Raw genomic sequence first — 17,350 nt, 5'->3', positions numbered from 1 at the left:
TTCATTCTTTTTTTATATTGAAATAAAAAATAAACGTTCGTAAAAATCTAAATTATAGACTTAAACGAACGCAGTTTTTATAGCAATTAATATCTATAAAATAGAGCGGGGGACTCTTACTATTATTTTTTAGTTTTTTTCTTTGCAAAAGGATCTATGGAAATACCTATTTGAAAGTATCCGGTAGCTTTTTGAGTATTTTCATAGATGTAATCTTTAGATGAAGCTCCTTTTTCTGTTAAACGATTGCTGATAAAATTTTGCAAACCTCCTTGAAAAGTACCAATCAAAAAATTATTAAATCGGTATTCATACATAACACCCGATTTAATTTCTAATTGACTGTATTCAAATGTTTCGGTATAAGCAGGGTTGTCTTTTATATTTACATAAAAACCATTACCGCCAAAACTACTACCAATTGAAAATCTACCATTTTCACCAACGAATCTTCTAAATAATAAACGTTGTGGTAGTATAAAATCTAATTCCCATTTAGAGTTTTTAAATTTGTGACTGCATGAAAAAGTAGGAAAAAAAGGTATTTGAGATGTTGGATCAACAAAAACAATGGCACCTAAAGTCATCATGGTACGTTGCGTTCTTTTTAAAATAAAAGATAAACCAACTAAACCTTTAACACGTTCTAAGCCTTTATTATTTCCATCAACAAAAAATGAAGCATTATAAATTACAGGTTTTTTAAATAGTGATGAGAAATAGGTTGAGCTTATTGCTGTAGAAAAATTATGAAAATTTACAGTTCCGTTTTGTTCGAATATTAGGTTGATTAGTTTCATTTACATTCTCAAATTCAAAGGAATTTAATAGATAATTTAAAGAACCAGTAACAGCCCATTTTCTGTTTTTTGATCTATGCAAAGAAATATTTGCAGATGCTTTAAAAGTATGTTGAGTCTTTATTTTAGCGTCATTAAAATTAACTCCTAATAACTCAGAATCAAAATTACGCGCTAATGACTGTCCGTATTCAAAATTAAGTAAACGAGCATTCGGAAATTTTTCTTTTACACTAATAGCTGTTCTTTTTTGTAACGATGCTGATTTTTCTTGTGCATTTGCAATTGATACGATAAAAAGAAGCATTATAATTATTTTAAACTTATTCATTTTTAGGAGTTCTTATTTTCTATTAAATTTATCTATTTGTTGATCTTGAAAAACCATTGTTCTGTGTGGAAAAGGAATTTGAATACCTTCTTTATCAAAACGTTTTTTAATACTTTCATATAAATCACATTTCATAACAAAGGCTTTGTCAAAATTTTCGGCCATACCAAGCACGTAATGTTACTGCTGAATCTCCTAGATTTATAACTCGAATAACAACCTTTTTTACATTGTTATATTTATCTAATTCACTACGATGATCTAGTATATTAGGATGATTTTCACACTCTTCTCTAAGAACATGTTTAGCTAAATCAATATTACAATTGTATGAAATACCGACTTCTATCCACTGGCAACACATACGTTCACCTAAATCATAATTAATCAACTTTTCTTTGTTAATTACTGAGTTAGGAATAACAATCATTTTGTTTTCATAATTTCTTATAATCGTATGGCGTAAGGTAATATCTGTAACACGACCTACCATTGTTTCATCTAGTTTAATGATATCGCCAATTTTAAAAGGCTTAAATGAGATGATAAAAACTCCGCCAACTACATTCGCCAAAGCTTCCTGAGAAGCTACACCTGCAATAACGGCAAGTACACCAGCACCACCTAAAGCGGTTTGGGCAATACCACGTAAAGAAGGGAAAGCAAGTATGGCTAATATGGCGCCAATAAAATAAATACTAATAAAAGTGATATAGCTTAAAAATTTATAGCTCGTTGGATCTTCGTTGTTCTTTGTTTTTTTGTCAATAGTACGCGTAAACCATGTTTTTGTTAATGATGCTGTGGTTATTGTTAGTACAGCTACGATGCCTAAATAAAAAACAAGGCAAAAATTTTCGGTAGCAGTTTTGTAGCTTTCTTTATCAATAAATATAAAAGCAAGTGCCATAATACCTAATACAATCCACAAAGAATTTAATATTTTTTGTGTTAGATGAATTGTTTTAGGTATTTCATTTGGACGTTTCTTTCGTGATTGCTTTTCTAATAAATTATGAAATAATTTGGTGAAAAAACGAAAGACTAAAACGACACAGATAACTATAAGTGCATATATGATTGCTTGTTTATTTGCAGTCCAAAATTTAATCATTTTACTTTTTGATGTTTTTTAGTTTTGTGTTAATTGATTAGTTCTGAATTAAAAGAACTATTTTTTGTAAAAAAAACTTATTTATTTTTCCAATTTTCAATCAATTTAATACTCTCTTTTTGATAATACTCTATAAATTGCGTAAAGTCTTTTAGTTGTGAATTAAATTCGGGTGTTTCGTTAGTTCTGTTATTAAGTATCTGAAGTACAACTTCGTTATAGCTTGTAAGTGCATTAATGCTATCTTTAAAGGAGTTTCTCCATTGACCTAGTTTGGTATGAAAATATCTTTTTCGATCTCCTGGTTTTGTTTTGTAACCAATACGTTTTAGCATTAATAAATTATTAATAGCATTGCTAGTTGCACTTTTACTCAACTCTAAATTTTTACGAATCTCATCAAATGTTAGTTCAGGAGTATCAGCTACAATAAGTAGTGCATCAACACGAGCAGAGGCAGGTGACAATCCCATTCCTTCTTGAACGACTCCAAAACTCTCAATGAGTTCTTTTTGTTTTTGGCTAAGCTTATTTTTCATAATTAATAGCAAATGTAATTAGTTTTTTAAGTTCTGCTATTATGAAATTTAAAAATAATTATCTGTTTCTTAAAATATTTTGGTTCCAATAATAAATTTAAAGAACCTTTAAAATAGTTATTGAAACTACTATAAAATTATTATTTACTAAGCTAGTTTTAGTATACTTTTGTTTTATCAATTTATTAATTACATATTTAAAGTTAGTACGCTATTTATTTTTAAGACAGAATAAAGATATTTAAAGACGAATTTTAATTTAACGCTACATTAAATAAAGCTAGTCTAATAACTATAAGTGGTTCTCTTAGAAGAATAAAAATTATGACAACACAATACTCTATAATTATAGCAGATGATCATAGCATGTTTTTAGATGGTTTACGTAGCATTCTTTCTGAAGAAAAAAACATAACGATAGTATTAACCGCTACTAAAGGAACGCAGGCGCTTAAATATTTACAAATTAATACGACTAAAAAAATAGATTTAGTAATTACTGACATTAACATGCCAGAAATGGACGGTATCACATTAAATGATGCTATTAAAACGCAGTTTCCTACAACAAAAACGTTAGTAGTAAGTATGTTAGAAGATCCTGTAAAAATTCAGCAATTAATAACCGCTAATGTGAATGGCTATTTATCTAAAAATGCTGAAAAAACAGAGCTATTAAAAGCTATTAAAACGATTTTAAAAGGAGATAATTATTTTTCACCAAGAATAAAAAACATATTGATGGAAGCAATGTTTGTTGCCAAATCTAAACCTGAAATTTCTTTAACTAAAAGAGAAAAAGAAGTGTTAAAACTTATCGCTAAAGAATTTACAACAAAAGAAATTGCTGCTCAATTATTTTTAAGTACACATACTATAGAGAGTTATCGTAAAAATTTAATTTCAAAATTAAGTGTACGTAATATTGCTGGATTAACACGTTATGCAATGGAACACGGGATTTTATAGTAGCTTACATTTAATTATATCCCTGAAAATAGGGAGGTAAATTTCACGGTATTTGGTCTTAAATATATTTAGTGATTCATGCAACTTTGCAACATACAATTACACTAATCTATTAAAAACTAAAAATTATGATTTACGGAATTACATTAATCCTTTTAAGCATTATCGCAGTACCATCTTTGATTTTAGCAAAAAAACCAAATGCACAAGAGTTATTAGATAAAATTGAACCATACCAAGGTTGGATAGGTTTAGTTTTTTGTTTAGCAGGTGTTTGGGGAGTTATCTCTGCTTTTTTAAATATGGGATGGATTACATCATTACCTATTTGGTGGATTACTCTTTTAGCAGGAAGTTTAGTTCAGGCAGTACTAGGTTTTATGTTAGGTTTTGGGATGATTAATAAAATATTACTGAGTAAAAACGAAGCAGCACTACAAAAAGCAGCAGCATTAAGAGAAAAATTAGCGCCAAAATTAGGGAAGTTAGGTGTTTTTGGTCTTATCGTTGGTGGTTGGATGATTGTAGCTTCTTTACTTTTTATATAAGCTTAACAAACATTGAACAAGAAGGGGGGATCTAAAAATTAGTTTTTTTAGATTATTTAAAGCCTGTACAATTATAAATTGTACAGGCTTTTTTATTTATTGATGTTTTCAAATAAAATTAAAGAGCGCTATAATTTATATATAACAAACAACACTTATTAAATAGTACTGAGTAAGCTTAACTTCCTGAATAAAGAATTTTATAGAATTTATTTCAAATCTAGTTTAGCTACTTAAACAGTAACTATCTTGGCATATTGCATAAAATAAGATTCTAAACGCTTTAGAATTGGGTGCATTTTTTCTGAATATAATACAAACTGACATTTATTAAGACTCTGAGTAATTGACATAAGAGCAGTATATGAAGCATTATTAACTAAAAAATCAGCATCATGTATACTAAATATCTTTAACTGAGAAATACTTAAACCTTCTAACAAAAGTAACTTGTTTACAATTTTAGGAGTCGCTATTAGAACATCAACACCTTCAAATATTTCTGATTTTAACACATCAATATGCAATTTTTCATCACCTAAATATACACGTAACGCGTGATATCTAGTGTATTTTAAAAAAGCATTATGAAGTTCAGTAGCTTTTTCATTATCTCCTACTAAAACAATGGCTCTTGGTGCATTACCAACAGCTTCAAATTTTAATTTTTGTAAAGTAGTTAGTATTAGTGTGGTTGTTTTTCCGCTACCTTCTGGAGCAGTACAATAAATATTAGCACCGCTTTTTATTACAGGAATACTCGCTTTCTGAAAAGGAGTAGGTGTTGTTATTTCAAGAGATTCTAATTTCTCTTTTATATCGGAATGTAATTTTTTAAAAGGCATAAAAATAAAAAGGATAACTGTTTAGTATACTATTTTTAGTAAGAAATGCAAATATACAATTAAATGGATGCTATTATATTTTTGTTAATATTATTTGTGTATTACAGCATTATGTGATTGTTATTATCCAAATAAAATTAATTTTAACTATTATTTTGTTGAAGGAACTGAATTTAAAGATAAAGAATTGGCATTGGCATTAGGAGATACTGCTTTTTTGAGTTTTTTACCTGATGGTAAAGCTATCTATTGGGGAGATTTGGAAAAACCAAAATTTAAAAACACAAAACCCGCAAATTTATTAGGAGTATTAGATGATACTCAGAAAATGAAGAAAGATATAGAAACACTTAAGCAGAAAATTGTAAACTATGATGTAAATCAATCTATATTACATCAGTTTTTGTATAAACCATTTTATATAAAGCCTAAAGTTTTTAATGTAACAAATAACAAATTAATTGATAATAAAATTAATATTTGGGACATTACAAATAATATAAAAAAGGAAGTATTAAATCAAGATTTAAACCATGTTGAAGTAGAATACGTGATTACTTTAAGAAATGATTATACTCAAAGATTAGCTAATCATGCATTTGGACATCCAGCTAGAGTTGGTGTTGATTTTGTGAAAACCAGATAAAGTAATGGCATAGCGACCTCAGATAATTTTGGCTAAAAAATAGGAGAGAGGAACGTAATATTTTAGGGTTGAAGCAATAAAGTATCTTAATAGTTGTGATTAAACTATAACATCAAAGCAACCTTAAGAGTTCCAATGTTTCCTGAAATATAGTGCAACGAACCGTAATTGTTTCCAAAATAATATGAAGTCTTGATTTTTTTGTTTCTTTTTTCATCAAGGAAAAAAAGATAAAAGAAAACATTTAAAAGTACAAAAGATTAATTTCTATTTGACATAATGTTAGGAGTACTACATAAAAGAAGTTCAATCAGAGCTATAAATAGAACAAGTGTATAGAAATTTTAAAGCTAGGATTTGAGCAAGGGGAAATTTTATACTCTTGTGAATATACACCGAAAAGCTCATGAAAAAAAATTATAACGGAAACATACTACTAAACGAAAATTTTAATAAAATATAAAAGTTAGCTTTTTTTTGGCGCTGGCAATGCGGTTGGAAATTGTGTTTTAAAAAATTAATGCGATAGCATAATTATTTTAAAAAAGCAATCGAGCGTTTGGCAGCGGCAATTTTACATAACGGCAAATTATAGTACAGAAATAGAATTAAGATGCTTCTTGAGAATCGCTTATTTAAAAAATGATTAAGGATTGTACAGAATATTAAAATTATACGATAAGCGAAACGATAAAGTTTAATGACCCAAGTATTTGAGTATTCTTCTAAATCTAAAAACTTTCTGGGATATTTTACATAATAGAGAATTATAGCTACACATTAATAAATACAACTACGAAGCCACAATTAGCTTGACATAATTACTATCGATATAAGTCTGGCAGCCATTATATCTGTAATTATGTCAAATATCGCCCAAAAGCGCTATTACGCTAATTGTTGTAAAATGTACTATAATGTTCTGCGTTATGTAACTTGAGCTTTGGTTAAAAGCGAAAGTTGTTACTACATTTTCTTGAAAAAATTTATTCTAAAAGTTTCTTATACGATGTTAATGGAACACTCTTTTTACGAAGCGACGATAGGAGAGTAGTGGAATGTGTGTGAAATGGAATATTTATAGAGATTTAAACTAACTCGTACATACATTTCGCTTTAAAAGCATATACTCACCATTATTTTTGAACTCACGAATAGAAATACCTACATACTTTTTAAATGTTTTTGAAAGATGACTAACATCTGTAAATCCTAAATCGTCTGCTATTTCTGTTAAGTTGTAATCAGAATTTAATAAACGTATTTCTACCAGTTTTAGTTTTGCCTTAATTATATACTCTCTTAATGATACTTTAACCTGTTTTCTAAAAAACTCGCTAACATATGTGGAAGACATAGAAAACACTTCAGCTAAATGCACAACTTTTAAATGACTGGGCTGGTCTATATGTTCATTAATATAGGTTAGCATTTTAGTAATTCTATCGTCAGTATGATCCTCAGGTAATTCAAAAAAACCACCTTTCTTTATGTTTCTTAGAAGAATTTCAAGAATACTTGTCATCAAACTTTTTATGAGCATAATTGAAGAGCTATTATGATTTTTTGACTCTTCTAAAATTATAGAAAATAATTTTTCAACATGTAACTTGTCTGCATTATCTTTAATAATATCTCCTGGTAATTGGTTGTAATTAGAAAGGATATACGCGGCTTCTTTAAACCAATCATTTCTATCGATAGAAACTCTATCATTGTTTTTAAAAAAATCTGATGTAAACCTTAAAAAAACAAACTTTGTTGGTGAGCCAATATTAAATGAATGGCATTTTAATGGTGGAAGCAAAAAAACACTTCTTTTAGAATACACATAATCATTATAATTTATGCATTGCGTACCTTCTCCTTCTATTATTAAAACTAATTCAAAAAAGTTGTTTTTAACATGTCGTTGTTTCCATTCCTTTAAATCAACTTCTTGTATTTCAAAAGGTTTATAAGCTTCTAAAACTTGCATATTATTGGGTTTTAAAAGTAAAACTACTTAAAATTATCCTACAAATGACTAATTCATCATATTAAACCTTTAAAAATACATAAATACCCATTTACTGTACAATCACTTTGGTTATGATTGAATATATCTTTGTGTTATAGTTTTAATAAAATTTAAAATACAGGGTTATGAAAAAAGTAATTGTATTAGCAAGCTTAGGTCTATTATTTACAATGTGTAAATCTCCAAATAAGAAGGAGAATACTGAAGTTTCAAAAAATGAAACAGAAGTAAGAACAAAAACAAATCAAATAAAAGAAGTAGAAACTATTTTTTCCAGTCAAGATGTTAGACCAGGTAATTTGGCATTAACGAGTAATGGAAGATTATTTGTAACAATGAGTCCATTTGTTTCACCTACAACAAAAGTTTTTGAAATAAGTAAAGACGGTACGGCTAAAGCGTATCCAAATGCAGAATATGCAACTGGAGACAATTCAATTTTTAAAGGAATGGTTGGTGTAAGAGTAGATAGTAAGGATAATCTTTGGCTATTAGACATTACAACAAAACAGTTTATTGTTTGGAATACTATTGATGAAAAATTGGAAAAAATCATTAAAGTTCCTGCTGATGCAGTAGTCTCAACTAGTTTTTTACAAGATTTTATTATTGATGAAAAACACAATAATGTGATTATTGCAGATATGACACAAGCAGATTTAACAAGTGCACCAATACCTGCATTTATTGTAATTAATACTGAAACTGGAAAAGCAAGAAGAATGGCTAAAAGTCATCCATCAATGATGCCTTCTTTGGAAGGTGGATTTGCTTTAAATCCTATAGCTATTGACCCAACTTTTGAGTGGTTATACTATGGAGCATTACACGGAAAAACTGTTTATAGAGTACCAACTAGTAGTTTTGAAAGTGATGAAAAATTATTAAGTACGATTGAAAAATATGCACCAAAATCATATTGCGATGGTATGGCTATAGATGCAAATAATAACATTTACATTACAAACATAGAAGAATCTGCTATTGGTATTACTACTAAAAAAGATGGATTTAAAAACTTGGCAATGTTACCAGAAGGACAATCATGGCCTGATGGCTTATATGTTGCTAATGATGGATATATCTATGGTACAGTTGACCAATTGAACAGAACCGCAGCACTTAACAAAGGGAATGACATTAGTACAGGATCTTACTTAGTTGTAAAAATAAAATTAGTAAAATAATAAAACAGAAAAATACTCATTATGAGTCAATTAACAATTGTAGCTAGAATTTTAGTTAAAGAAGAAAAGAGAGATTTTGTACAAGCAGAACTTTTAAAATTAATCCCAATAACTAGAGCTGAAAAGGGATGTATAAATTATGATTTGGATCAAGACAATGAGAATCCAAATTTATTCTTATTTCACGAAAATTGGGAAAGCCGTGAATTATGGCAAGTCCACATGAATAATACTCATTTAGCTGAATATATAAAAGTTACTGATGGTGCTGTTGAAGAATTCATTTTACATGAAATGACAGTAATTGGTTAGTACTAATCTAAACGCATTTTATAAAATTTTATAAAGTACGTTTTTCATTCAAATAATAATAATATGTCACAGATAATTAGAATAGGAGTAACCGATTTATCATTTCATCGTATTGCAGCTTCATTAGTTGCAAACACATTAAAAGAAATGGGATTTAAAGTGGAACGCATTTATGCCCACCACGAAAAAAACTTCGAGAATTTAAAAGAAGGGAAGACAGATATGTTGGCTTCCGCTTGGTTGCCATCTAGTCACGGAGGTTATAAGGCCGAAGTACAGAAAACAGTTCCTCTAATAGATTTAGGAGTGCATTATGAGCCGTATGCACTTTGGGGTGTGCCAGACTATGTTCCTGCAGAAGCAGTTTCAGAAGTGGTAGATTTATTGAAACCCGAAGTGTTAGAAAAAATGAAATTTGATATTCAAGGTATCAATGCTGGAGCAGGAATTACACGTTTCTCTATCAAAATGATGGACGAGTACGGATTGAATGATGCTGACTACCAATTTCATACAGGAACAGAAGAAGCTTGTTTTAGTACTTTTGAAAACGCAGTAAAAGATAAAGAATGGGTGGTTGTACCGTTATGGAAACCTCATTTTTTACATTATAAATATGCGATTCGAGAGTTAAAAGAACCTAAAGGATTGCTAGGTATTGTAGACAAAGCAGTATTGCTTTTAAGAGAAGATAAAAAACCGTTGTTTACAGAAGAACAACTAGCAACTTTAGATGCTTTACATTTTGATAATGAAATTATTGCAGCTTTAGATTATAAAGTAAGTCGCGAAGGGAAAGACATTGACAAAGTAACGCAAGAGTGGTTAAATTCTAATAAATAAGTTTAAAAATATAAAAGATGAACACAAATATTGGAATTTCCGAAGAAAACAGACAGGCAATAGTTAATGAACTTGTTAAATTGTTAGCAGACGAATATGTACTGTATACCAAAACAAGAAATGCACATTGGAATGTAGAAGGAGAAGATTTTTACAATAAACATAAACTTTTTGAAGCACAGTTTGAACAGTTAGCAGAAACCGTGGATAGTGTCGCAGAACGCATACGTAGTTTAGGGCATTATGCACCAGCAACCTTAAAAGATTTTTTAGCACTAACACATTTAACTGAGAAAAATGAGAATGACAATAGCGCTATTGGTTTTATAAAAGAACTGTTAGCAGATCACGAAACAATATGTGTTCATTTACGTGAAAATATTATTCCGTTTGCTGATACTTATAAAGATTTAGGAACAAGCGATTTTATTACGGGCTTATTAGAAGAACACGAGAAAACGGCTTGGTTTTTACGCTCGCATTTAAAATAAAAAATAAAAGACAACGAGATGGATTTATTTAGTCAAACAAATCTGTTTTCAACAACTGAAATACGTAAAACGGAATTTGATTTACAAGGAGCAGAGGTTGTTTTATTCGAGAGTTTTTTCAGTATAAAAGAAAGTAATATCTTGTACAATAGCCTGTTAGAGAATACCATTTGGGAACAAGACCAAATGACTATTTATGGTAAGAAAGTTAATTTACCAAGATTAACCGCTTGGTATGGCAATGTAGATAAGACGCTATTTTATGCAGGAAGCAAACGCAAAATGCATTCTTGGAACGTAGATTTAGCACTAATCAAAGAGCGCATAGAGCAAGAAGTAAATATAAAATTTACACGGTGCTTACTTAATTTTTATCGAAATGGGAATGATAGTGTAGATTGGCATCAAGACTATAGAGGCGCACAACGTAAAAATACGGTTATAGGTTCTGTAACTTTTGGAACAACACGGCCTTTTCAGTTAAAACACGCTACCCAAAAAGATTTAAAACGCGTAGATATTCCCTTAACTCACGGAAGCTTATTAGTAATGCAAGGTGCTACACAAGAAAATTGGAAGCACAAGATACCGAAGACTACGAAGAAAATTCCCCCAAGAATTAACCTAACCTTTAGGTGGGTCAAAAAAAATTAGATAATCAAAAAAACATAAAAAATGAAAGCAATAGGATTTAAACAATCATTACCCTTAACAGAAGAAAATAGTTTTATCGAATTCGAAACAGAAAAGCCAACTCCTAGCGGATTTGATTTACTAGTTAAAGTTTTAGCAAATTCCGTAAACCCTGTTGATTATAAAGTAAGAGAAAGTGCTGTTAAAGGCAAAATACTTGAGGTCCCAAAAGTAATCGGCTGGGATGCTGTTGGTATTGTGGAAGCAGTAGGAGAGAAGACTTCTAAATTCAAAATTGGAGATGAAGTTTTTTATGCTGGAGATATTACCAGAAGCGGTAGTAATGCTGAATTTCAATTAGTCGACGAGCGTATTGTAGGTCGTAAACCACAAAACCTAACAATTGCCGAAGCTGCAGCAATGCCTTTAACAAGTTTAACTGCTTATGAAGCAATATTTGATAGAATTAAAATTAATCCAGAAAAAGACCAAGGCAAAACTGTTTTAGTTTTAGCAGGTGCTGGTGGAGTTGGTTCTATTGCTATTCAATTGGCTAAAAAACTAGGAAATTTAACCGTAATTGCCACAGCTTCAAGACCAGATTCAATTGCTTGGTGTAAAGATTTAGGCGCTGATTTTGTGGTAAATCATCACAACTTAAAAGAAGAATTAGAAAAAATCGGGCATTCTCAAGTGAACTATATTTTGGATTTTGTGGACTTAGAAGGCTATTGGGAAACAGCTGCAGAAATTATAAAACCACAAGGACATATTGTTTCAATTACAGAAAGTAGTAAGCCGTTAAATTTAAACATTATGAAATCTAAGAGTGTTACTTTTTCTTGGGAATTAATGTACACACGCTCTATGTTTAACACAGAAGATATGGATAGACAACACGAAATTTTAAATCATGTTGCAGACTTATTAGGCAATGGCACTTTAAAATCAACTTTAACAACCACACTTGAAGGGTTTACAGTAGCGAACTTAAAGAAGGCACATGAAGTACAAGAATCAAGTAAATCTATTGGAAAAACAGTTATTTTATTTTAATCAAAATAAGTATATAAAATGAGTATTCAAAGATTAGTCCTAGCGTTAAGCTTTGTGTTATTTTTTACAAATAACACAAAAGCACAGGTAACAACTATAGATTCTGTAGCAACATCAAAAATCCAACATTTCAATTTTGACGATATGCAATCTGAAACTATTGGTAAAGGAATTAAACGTAAATGGTTTCATGGAGAAAAAGGACAAATGACCATTTTTAATTTAGAGAAAGGATCCCATATTCCGTGGCATAAACACCCAAATGAACAAATTACCTACATCATGTCTGGCAAGGTTAAAATCAAGACTATTATCGATGGTAAAGAACAATTTGTAGAAGTTGGGGCAGGAGAAGTTATCGTGTTCCCTGAGAATGTACCACATGAATTTTGGGCTTTAGAAAAAACGGTTGATTTAGATGTACATGTTCCTGTTCGTCAAGATTGGTTAACTAAAGAATTACCAGATTATTTAAAAAAAGCAAGTAAAATGAAAAAACATATAATCACTTTAAGTCTAATAATAACAGTTATGGTAACACATGGACAAACAGCAATAACAGAATCTGAAGTTTTTGCAACTACAGACCAGGCAGTTGGTAATATTACATTTACAAACTCCGGAGATTTAGTGTATAGTCATCATCCTTTTTTTGCGCCAGATAACAGAGTCATGATTATGGATGCTAAAACCAAGGAAAGCAACCCGTTTCCTAATAAAGCATGGAATACACCAAGAGACACAGACGATAATTTTTTAAGTAATGTCCTCGGAATAAGAAATGATAAAAATGGCATTGTATGGATGTTAGATATGGCACAACGTGATAATGTAACACCAAAAATTGTGGGTTGGAACACTAAAACTAACCAATTAGAGCGTATATATTACTTACCAAAATCTTCAGTTCCAAAAGAATCACAGCCAAATGATATGGTTGTTGATACTAAACATGGATTTTTCATTATTGCAGATGAAGGCATTGGAAATGGAGGTGATGGCAGTAAAGGGGCTTTCATTATTGTGGATATGAGAACAGGTAAAACACGTCGTATATTAGAAGGAACTCGAACAACAATTCCAGAAAACACACCAACTGTTATAAATGGAAAACATTTAGCTGTTAACGGAAATGATCTGTTAGTTGGAAACGACGGAATTACAACAGATAAAGATTTTGAATACATTTATTATGAATCATTGAGTGGAACAAAAATCTACAGAATTAAGACTTTAGATTTAGTAAATGAAAGTTTTACTGAAACAGAATTAGATGGCAAAATTGAAACCTATTCAGAAAAACCAAACAATGGCGGAATGAGCATTGATACAGCAGGAAACCTTTATCTCACTGCTTTAGAGACTAAAAGTGTAGCTGTAGTTTTGGAAAAAGATAGAAGTGTAAAAACCATGACTAAAGATAAAAACATGGTATGGCCAGATGGTGTAAGTTACAACCATGTAGATGGTTATATGTATGTTTCTGCAGCACAAGTAAACAAAGGTGCAGTTTTTAATAATGGTAAAGATCAGTCAACAAAACCGTTTTACATTTTCAGATTTAAGCCATTGGTAAAAGGAGTTTCTTTTAGATAATTATGTAAAATAGAAACTCGATTTTAACTCGGCCTCATAAAATTTTGGTAAAACAATAAGGTGAAATGAGCGTCCACATTTTAGGGGTTTAGTAATACAGTTTCTTAAGCATTTCAATTATACAAGGGATTTCAACGCAATGTTAGTCAGTTCCAATGTTTCCTAAAATATAGCGAATGAACTGTAAATTGTTTCCAAAATTATATGCAGCCTTGAATTTTTGTTTCTTTTGTTTCAAAACAAAAGATAATGAAACACGAAAAAAAAGATTAATTGAAATTCTAAATATAACAAGTGCATAGAATTTTATTTTTACTCACATATTTACTTAATTAGATAAAACTTTAAATGTGTTCGTGAATCGCCTAAAAAGCGATTTCTTAAAATTTATGCTCTTGTGGCAATCTACGAGAATCGTCTAAAATTTTTTATTACGTACATTTTATCGAATACGCGATTTTTAATAAGAGCAAAAAGTTTAGCTTTTATTTTGGCGTTGGCAAGCGTTGGATAATTGTGTGTAAAATAAATTGCCAGAGCAATTTGATTTTATAAAACAATCGAGCGCTTGGTAGCGGCTATTTTACATAACGGCTAATTATAGATACAAATGTTTTATAAACTCTGCTGCGAAGCAAACCGCTTATTAGTTTAATGACCCAAGTTCCAATTATTCTTATGAAAACGAATGCTTCTGGGATATTTTACATAATACTACATTATAGCTATCATATGGATAAACCACTGTTATTGACTAAACAATACATTTGTACTATAATTAATATTATGTTAAATAGTTTATTTTATAATAAAGAGTATATAAACAATCCTACTCAAAATAAACACCTATTTTTGCCGAATGCAAAAAAACAAGTCAAAATTAGAGTTTATAGGTTTAATGGCAGCCTTAATGTCGTTAGTTGCATTATCTATAGATGCATTATTACCTGCTTTAGAACAAATAGGAATTAGTATAAACATACAACAAAACTCAAATGATAATCAACTATTAATAACAATGATATTTTTAGGATTGGGGTTTGGACAATTAATTTCGGGACCTATATCCGATAGTTTAGGAAGAAAACCCGTTATCTATTTCGGATTTAGTGTTTTTGTAATTGCTAGTTTTATTTGTATCAGTGCAACAAGCATCGAAATGATGGTTTTTGGAAGAATTTTACAAGGTATTGGTTTATCTGCCCCAAGAACAATTAGTATTGCTATGGTAAGAGATAGTTTTGAAGGCAATTACATGGCTAAAATAATGTCATTTATTGTAGTGATATTTATTCTAGTTCCTGTTGTAGCACCTGCTATTGGTAAATTAATGTTAGATGCTTATGATTGGAAATTTATATTCTATAGTCAATTAATATATGGGTTTATTGTTATGATTTGGTTATGGAAACGTCAACCAGAAACATTAAAAAAAGAAAACAGAACAAAACTATCTATCAGTCTTTTTATTGAAGGAACAAAAGAATTTTTAAAACATAAACAAGCCGTTGTATTTACTTTAATATCTGGTTTTATAACAGGTTCATTTATGGTGTATTTAAGCGCTTCACAACAAATTTTTCAGGTACAGTATGACTTAGTAGAAGAATTCCCCTATATTTTTGCTGGATTAGCAATTTCGGTTGGATTTGCTACTTTTTTAAACGGAACTTTTGTTATGAAATTCGGGATGTTTAAACTGATTACTACTTTCTTAGTAATTTTTACACTGATTCCTGTATTATATATCGTCCTGTTTTACGGGAAAGAAAATCCGGATATAAACGTATTGTTAGCCTTTTTTGCTTTGCAGTTTTTCTCTCTCGGTTTTCTATTTGGTAATATCAGAGCATTAGCTATGCAACCAGTAGGTCATATTGCCGGAGTTGGTGCAGCTATAAATGGTTTTGTTTCTACAATTATGGCAGTTCCTATTGCTACATTTATAGGAACTTATGTTAAAACCACTACCCTGCCTTTATTTCTAGGTTTTTTAATTTGCGGAATATTCTCATTAGTTTTATTAAATTTCACCAAGCTTAAAATCACAAATAATTAAATTTATGAGCCTTACTATTCTTTTTGAAGACGACTATATACTTTGTGTTTCTAAACCAAATAATGTAGTTGTTCATCATGCGCATCATTCACGAAATGTTTCTGATGAAGATTCTTTATTGCAGTTGTTGTTCAATCAATTCGGACATAAATTTTATCCGATACATCGGTTAGACAGAAAAACTTCTGGAGTTATTTTGTTAGCAAAAGAAACCAAACATGTGTCTAAATTTCAGGAATTATTTACAAATAATGAGATTCAAAAAACATATTACGGAATTGTAAGAGGGCATTCTCCTGAAAGTAAAGTAATTGATTCTCCTGTAAAAGGAAGAGATTCGGATGTTTATAAAGAGGCTGAAACACATTTAAAAACAGTTGCTAATGTTATTGTTGATATTCCTGTAAAACCTTATGATAGTTCTCGATATAGTTTAGTAGAAATGAAACCTACTACAGGAAGATTACATCAACTGCGTATTCATATGAATAAAATCAGTCATCCACTTATTGGTGATCCTAAATATGGTGACAAAAATCACAATGTAATGTTTATTGATAATTTTAATTGTGAAAACCTTTTTTTACACGCATATTCACTAGAGTTTGTACATCCTTTTTCTAACGAAAAACAACTAATAAAGGCTGATTTACCAAATGACTGGAATATTGTTTTTAAACGTTTTAATTGGGATATTTAAATAAATAAAAGCTATCTGTGGATTATAAAAACTAGTATTTAAAGTTAATAAAAAAAGGGTTGTATATTTAAATATACAACCCTTTTTAATGTGATTTATTCTTAAATTTCTTGAAAAATAGCGTGCATTAAACGCTTCTTATCATTAATACTTTCTTCTAAAGAAATCATCGTTTCTGTACGATTAACTCCATTAATATCATCTATTTTGTAAATAACATCCTTTGCATCGTTTGTACTCTTAGCTCTCACCTTACAGAAAATATTGTATTTTCCTGCTGTTACATAAGCAACAGTTATATTAGGAATTAAACGAAAGCTGTCTAAAACGTGTTGTGTCATTGATGTTTTTTCTAAATACACACCAACATGGGCAATAAAGGTATAACCCATTTTATCATAATTCAACGTTAATGTCGAACCCTGAATGATTCCTTCATCTTCCATTTTTTTAACACGTACGTGAATTGTTCCTGCTGATACTAATAATTTTTTTGCAATGTCAGTAAAAGGAGTACGTGCATTTTCAATTAAAATATCTAAAATTTGATGATCAATTTCATCTAATACAAACTTTTTCATTATTTCTGTTTTCTTCAAGTAATACTGCTAAAATATAATTTTTTTCTAATTTAAAAACACTTTTGTTGAGAAATATTTAA

The 17,350-nt window shown here is 29.9% G+C and carries 20 protein-coding genes; 12 read left to right on the top strand and 8 right to left on the bottom strand.

From position 1 onward, the window contains the following. Positions 1-122: 122 nt before the first annotated feature. The 5 genes from PG912_RS06965 to PG912_RS06950 form a co-directional block, all read right to left on the bottom strand. On the bottom strand, positions 123-800 hold the full coding sequence (locus PG912_RS06965) for a hypothetical protein (RefSeq protein ID WP_275686946.1): 678 nt from the start codon (positions 798-800) through the stop codon (positions 123-125). Further along, positions 748-1,131 (bottom strand): hypothetical protein, encoded by a 384-nt coding sequence (locus tag PG912_RS06960; protein ID WP_275686945.1) that lies wholly within the window; start codon positions 1,129-1,131, stop codon positions 748-750. The genes PG912_RS06965 and PG912_RS06960 overlap by 53 nt, the downstream gene beginning before the upstream one ends. A gap of 12 nt (positions 1,132-1,143) precedes the next feature. Next, the gene (locus PG912_RS13675) at positions 1,144-1,266 is read right to left on the bottom strand and encodes a mechanosensitive ion channel family protein (RefSeq protein ID WP_333780640.1); all 123 of its coding nucleotides are present in this window, start codon (positions 1,264-1,266) and stop codon (positions 1,144-1,146) included. A 13-nt stretch (positions 1,267-1,279) separates the two neighbouring features. Continuing rightward, positions 1,280-2,245: a mechanosensitive ion channel family protein gene (locus tag PG912_RS06955; RefSeq protein ID WP_333780639.1), complete on the bottom strand. Its 966-nt coding sequence runs from the start codon at positions 2,243-2,245 to the stop codon at positions 1,280-1,282. 77 nt (positions 2,246-2,322) lie between these two features. After that, entirely contained in the window at positions 2,323-2,784 is a 462-nt protein-coding gene (locus PG912_RS06950; RefSeq protein WP_260585981.1) for a GbsR/MarR family transcriptional regulator, read from the bottom strand. Between the two features lie 324 nt (positions 2,785-3,108). On the opposite strand from PG912_RS06950, the gene PG912_RS06945 reads away from it, so the two are divergent. Together PG912_RS06945 and PG912_RS06940 are read left to right on the top strand one after the other, a co-directional pair. Next, positions 3,109-3,753, top strand: a complete 645-nt coding sequence (locus tag PG912_RS06945; RefSeq protein ID WP_260585980.1) for a response regulator — start codon at positions 3,109-3,111, stop codon at positions 3,751-3,753. Between the two features lie 128 nt (positions 3,754-3,881). Further along, the gene (locus PG912_RS06940; RefSeq protein ID WP_260585979.1) at positions 3,882-4,301 is read left to right on the top strand and encodes a hypothetical protein; all 420 of its coding nucleotides are present in this window, start codon (positions 3,882-3,884) and stop codon (positions 4,299-4,301) included. Positions 4,302-4,534: 233 nt separating this feature from the next. On the opposite strand, the gene PG912_RS06935 is transcribed toward PG912_RS06940, so the two are convergent. Beyond that, positions 4,535-5,146, bottom strand: a complete 612-nt coding sequence (locus tag PG912_RS06935; RefSeq protein WP_275686944.1) for a DEAD/DEAH box helicase — start codon at positions 5,144-5,146, stop codon at positions 4,535-4,537. 94 nt (positions 5,147-5,240) lie between these two features. On the opposite strand from PG912_RS06935, the gene PG912_RS06930 reads away from it, so the two are divergent. Beyond that, complete coding sequence (locus PG912_RS06930; RefSeq protein ID WP_275686943.1) at positions 5,241-5,792, top strand: hypothetical protein; 552 nt, start codon at positions 5,241-5,243, stop codon at positions 5,790-5,792. Positions 5,793-6,885: 1,093 nt separating this feature from the next. Here the strand turns inward: PG912_RS06930 and PG912_RS06925 are convergent. Continuing rightward, positions 6,886-7,770 carry an AraC family transcriptional regulator gene (locus PG912_RS06925; RefSeq protein ID WP_275686942.1) on the bottom strand — a complete coding sequence of 295 codons (885 nt, stop codon included), beginning with the start codon at positions 7,768-7,770 and terminating at the stop codon, positions 6,886-6,888. Positions 7,771-7,937: 167 nt separating this feature from the next. On the opposite strand from PG912_RS06925, the gene PG912_RS06920 reads away from it, so the two are divergent. The 9 genes from PG912_RS06920 (at position 7,938) to PG912_RS06880 (ending at position 16,689) form a co-directional block, all read left to right on the top strand. After that, on the top strand, positions 7,938-8,999 hold the full coding sequence (locus PG912_RS06920; RefSeq protein WP_275686941.1) for an L-dopachrome tautomerase-related protein: 1,062 nt from the start codon (positions 7,938-7,940) through the stop codon (positions 8,997-8,999). A 21-nt stretch (positions 9,000-9,020) separates the two neighbouring features. Further along, entirely contained in the window at positions 9,021-9,311 is a 291-nt protein-coding gene (locus tag PG912_RS06915) for a putative quinol monooxygenase (protein ID WP_275686940.1), read from the top strand. A 63-nt stretch (positions 9,312-9,374) separates the two neighbouring features. Further along, complete coding sequence (locus PG912_RS06910) at positions 9,375-10,154, top strand: glycine betaine ABC transporter substrate-binding protein (RefSeq protein ID WP_275686939.1); 780 nt, start codon at positions 9,375-9,377, stop codon at positions 10,152-10,154. A 17-nt stretch (positions 10,155-10,171) separates the two neighbouring features. Continuing rightward, positions 10,172-10,645 (top strand): Dps family protein, encoded by a 474-nt coding sequence (locus PG912_RS06905; protein ID WP_275686938.1) that lies wholly within the window; start codon positions 10,172-10,174, stop codon positions 10,643-10,645. Positions 10,646-10,663: 18 nt separating this feature from the next. Next, complete coding sequence (locus PG912_RS06900; RefSeq protein WP_275686937.1) at positions 10,664-11,299, top strand: alpha-ketoglutarate-dependent dioxygenase AlkB family protein; 636 nt, start codon at positions 10,664-10,666, stop codon at positions 11,297-11,299. Positions 11,300-11,320: 21 nt separating this feature from the next. Further along, entirely contained in the window at positions 11,321-12,334 is a 1,014-nt protein-coding gene (locus PG912_RS06895) for a zinc-binding alcohol dehydrogenase family protein (RefSeq protein WP_275686936.1), read from the top strand. An 18-nt stretch (positions 12,335-12,352) separates the two neighbouring features. Next, positions 12,353-13,930, top strand: a complete 1,578-nt coding sequence (locus PG912_RS06890) for an L-dopachrome tautomerase-related protein (protein ID WP_275686935.1) — start codon at positions 12,353-12,355, stop codon at positions 13,928-13,930. Between the two features lie 859 nt (positions 13,931-14,789). Then, positions 14,790-15,989, top strand: coding sequence for a multidrug effflux MFS transporter (locus tag PG912_RS06885; protein ID WP_275686934.1), 1,200 nt, complete (start codon positions 14,790-14,792; stop codon positions 15,987-15,989). A 4-nt stretch (positions 15,990-15,993) separates the two neighbouring features. After that, a complete protein-coding gene (locus tag PG912_RS06880) occupies positions 15,994-16,689 on the top strand; it encodes a pseudouridine synthase (protein WP_275686933.1) in 696 nt (231 codons plus the stop codon). 101 nt (positions 16,690-16,790) lie between these two features. Here PG912_RS06880 and PG912_RS06875 read toward each other — a convergent pair whose 3' ends face one another. Beyond that, positions 16,791-17,273, bottom strand: coding sequence for an Lrp/AsnC family transcriptional regulator (locus PG912_RS06875; protein WP_333780702.1), 483 nt, complete (start codon positions 17,271-17,273; stop codon positions 16,791-16,793). Positions 17,274-17,350: the final 77 nt, after the last annotated feature.

The sequence above is a fragment of the Tenacibaculum retecalamus genome, assembly GCF_027941755.1.
In the GTDB taxonomy this organism is placed as follows: Bacteria; Bacteroidota; Bacteroidia; order Flavobacteriales; family Flavobacteriaceae; genus Polaribacter; species Polaribacter haliotis_B.
The sequence above is the reverse complement of the archived record's forward strand: the minus strand, read 5'-3'. Positions and strand labels throughout refer to the sequence as shown.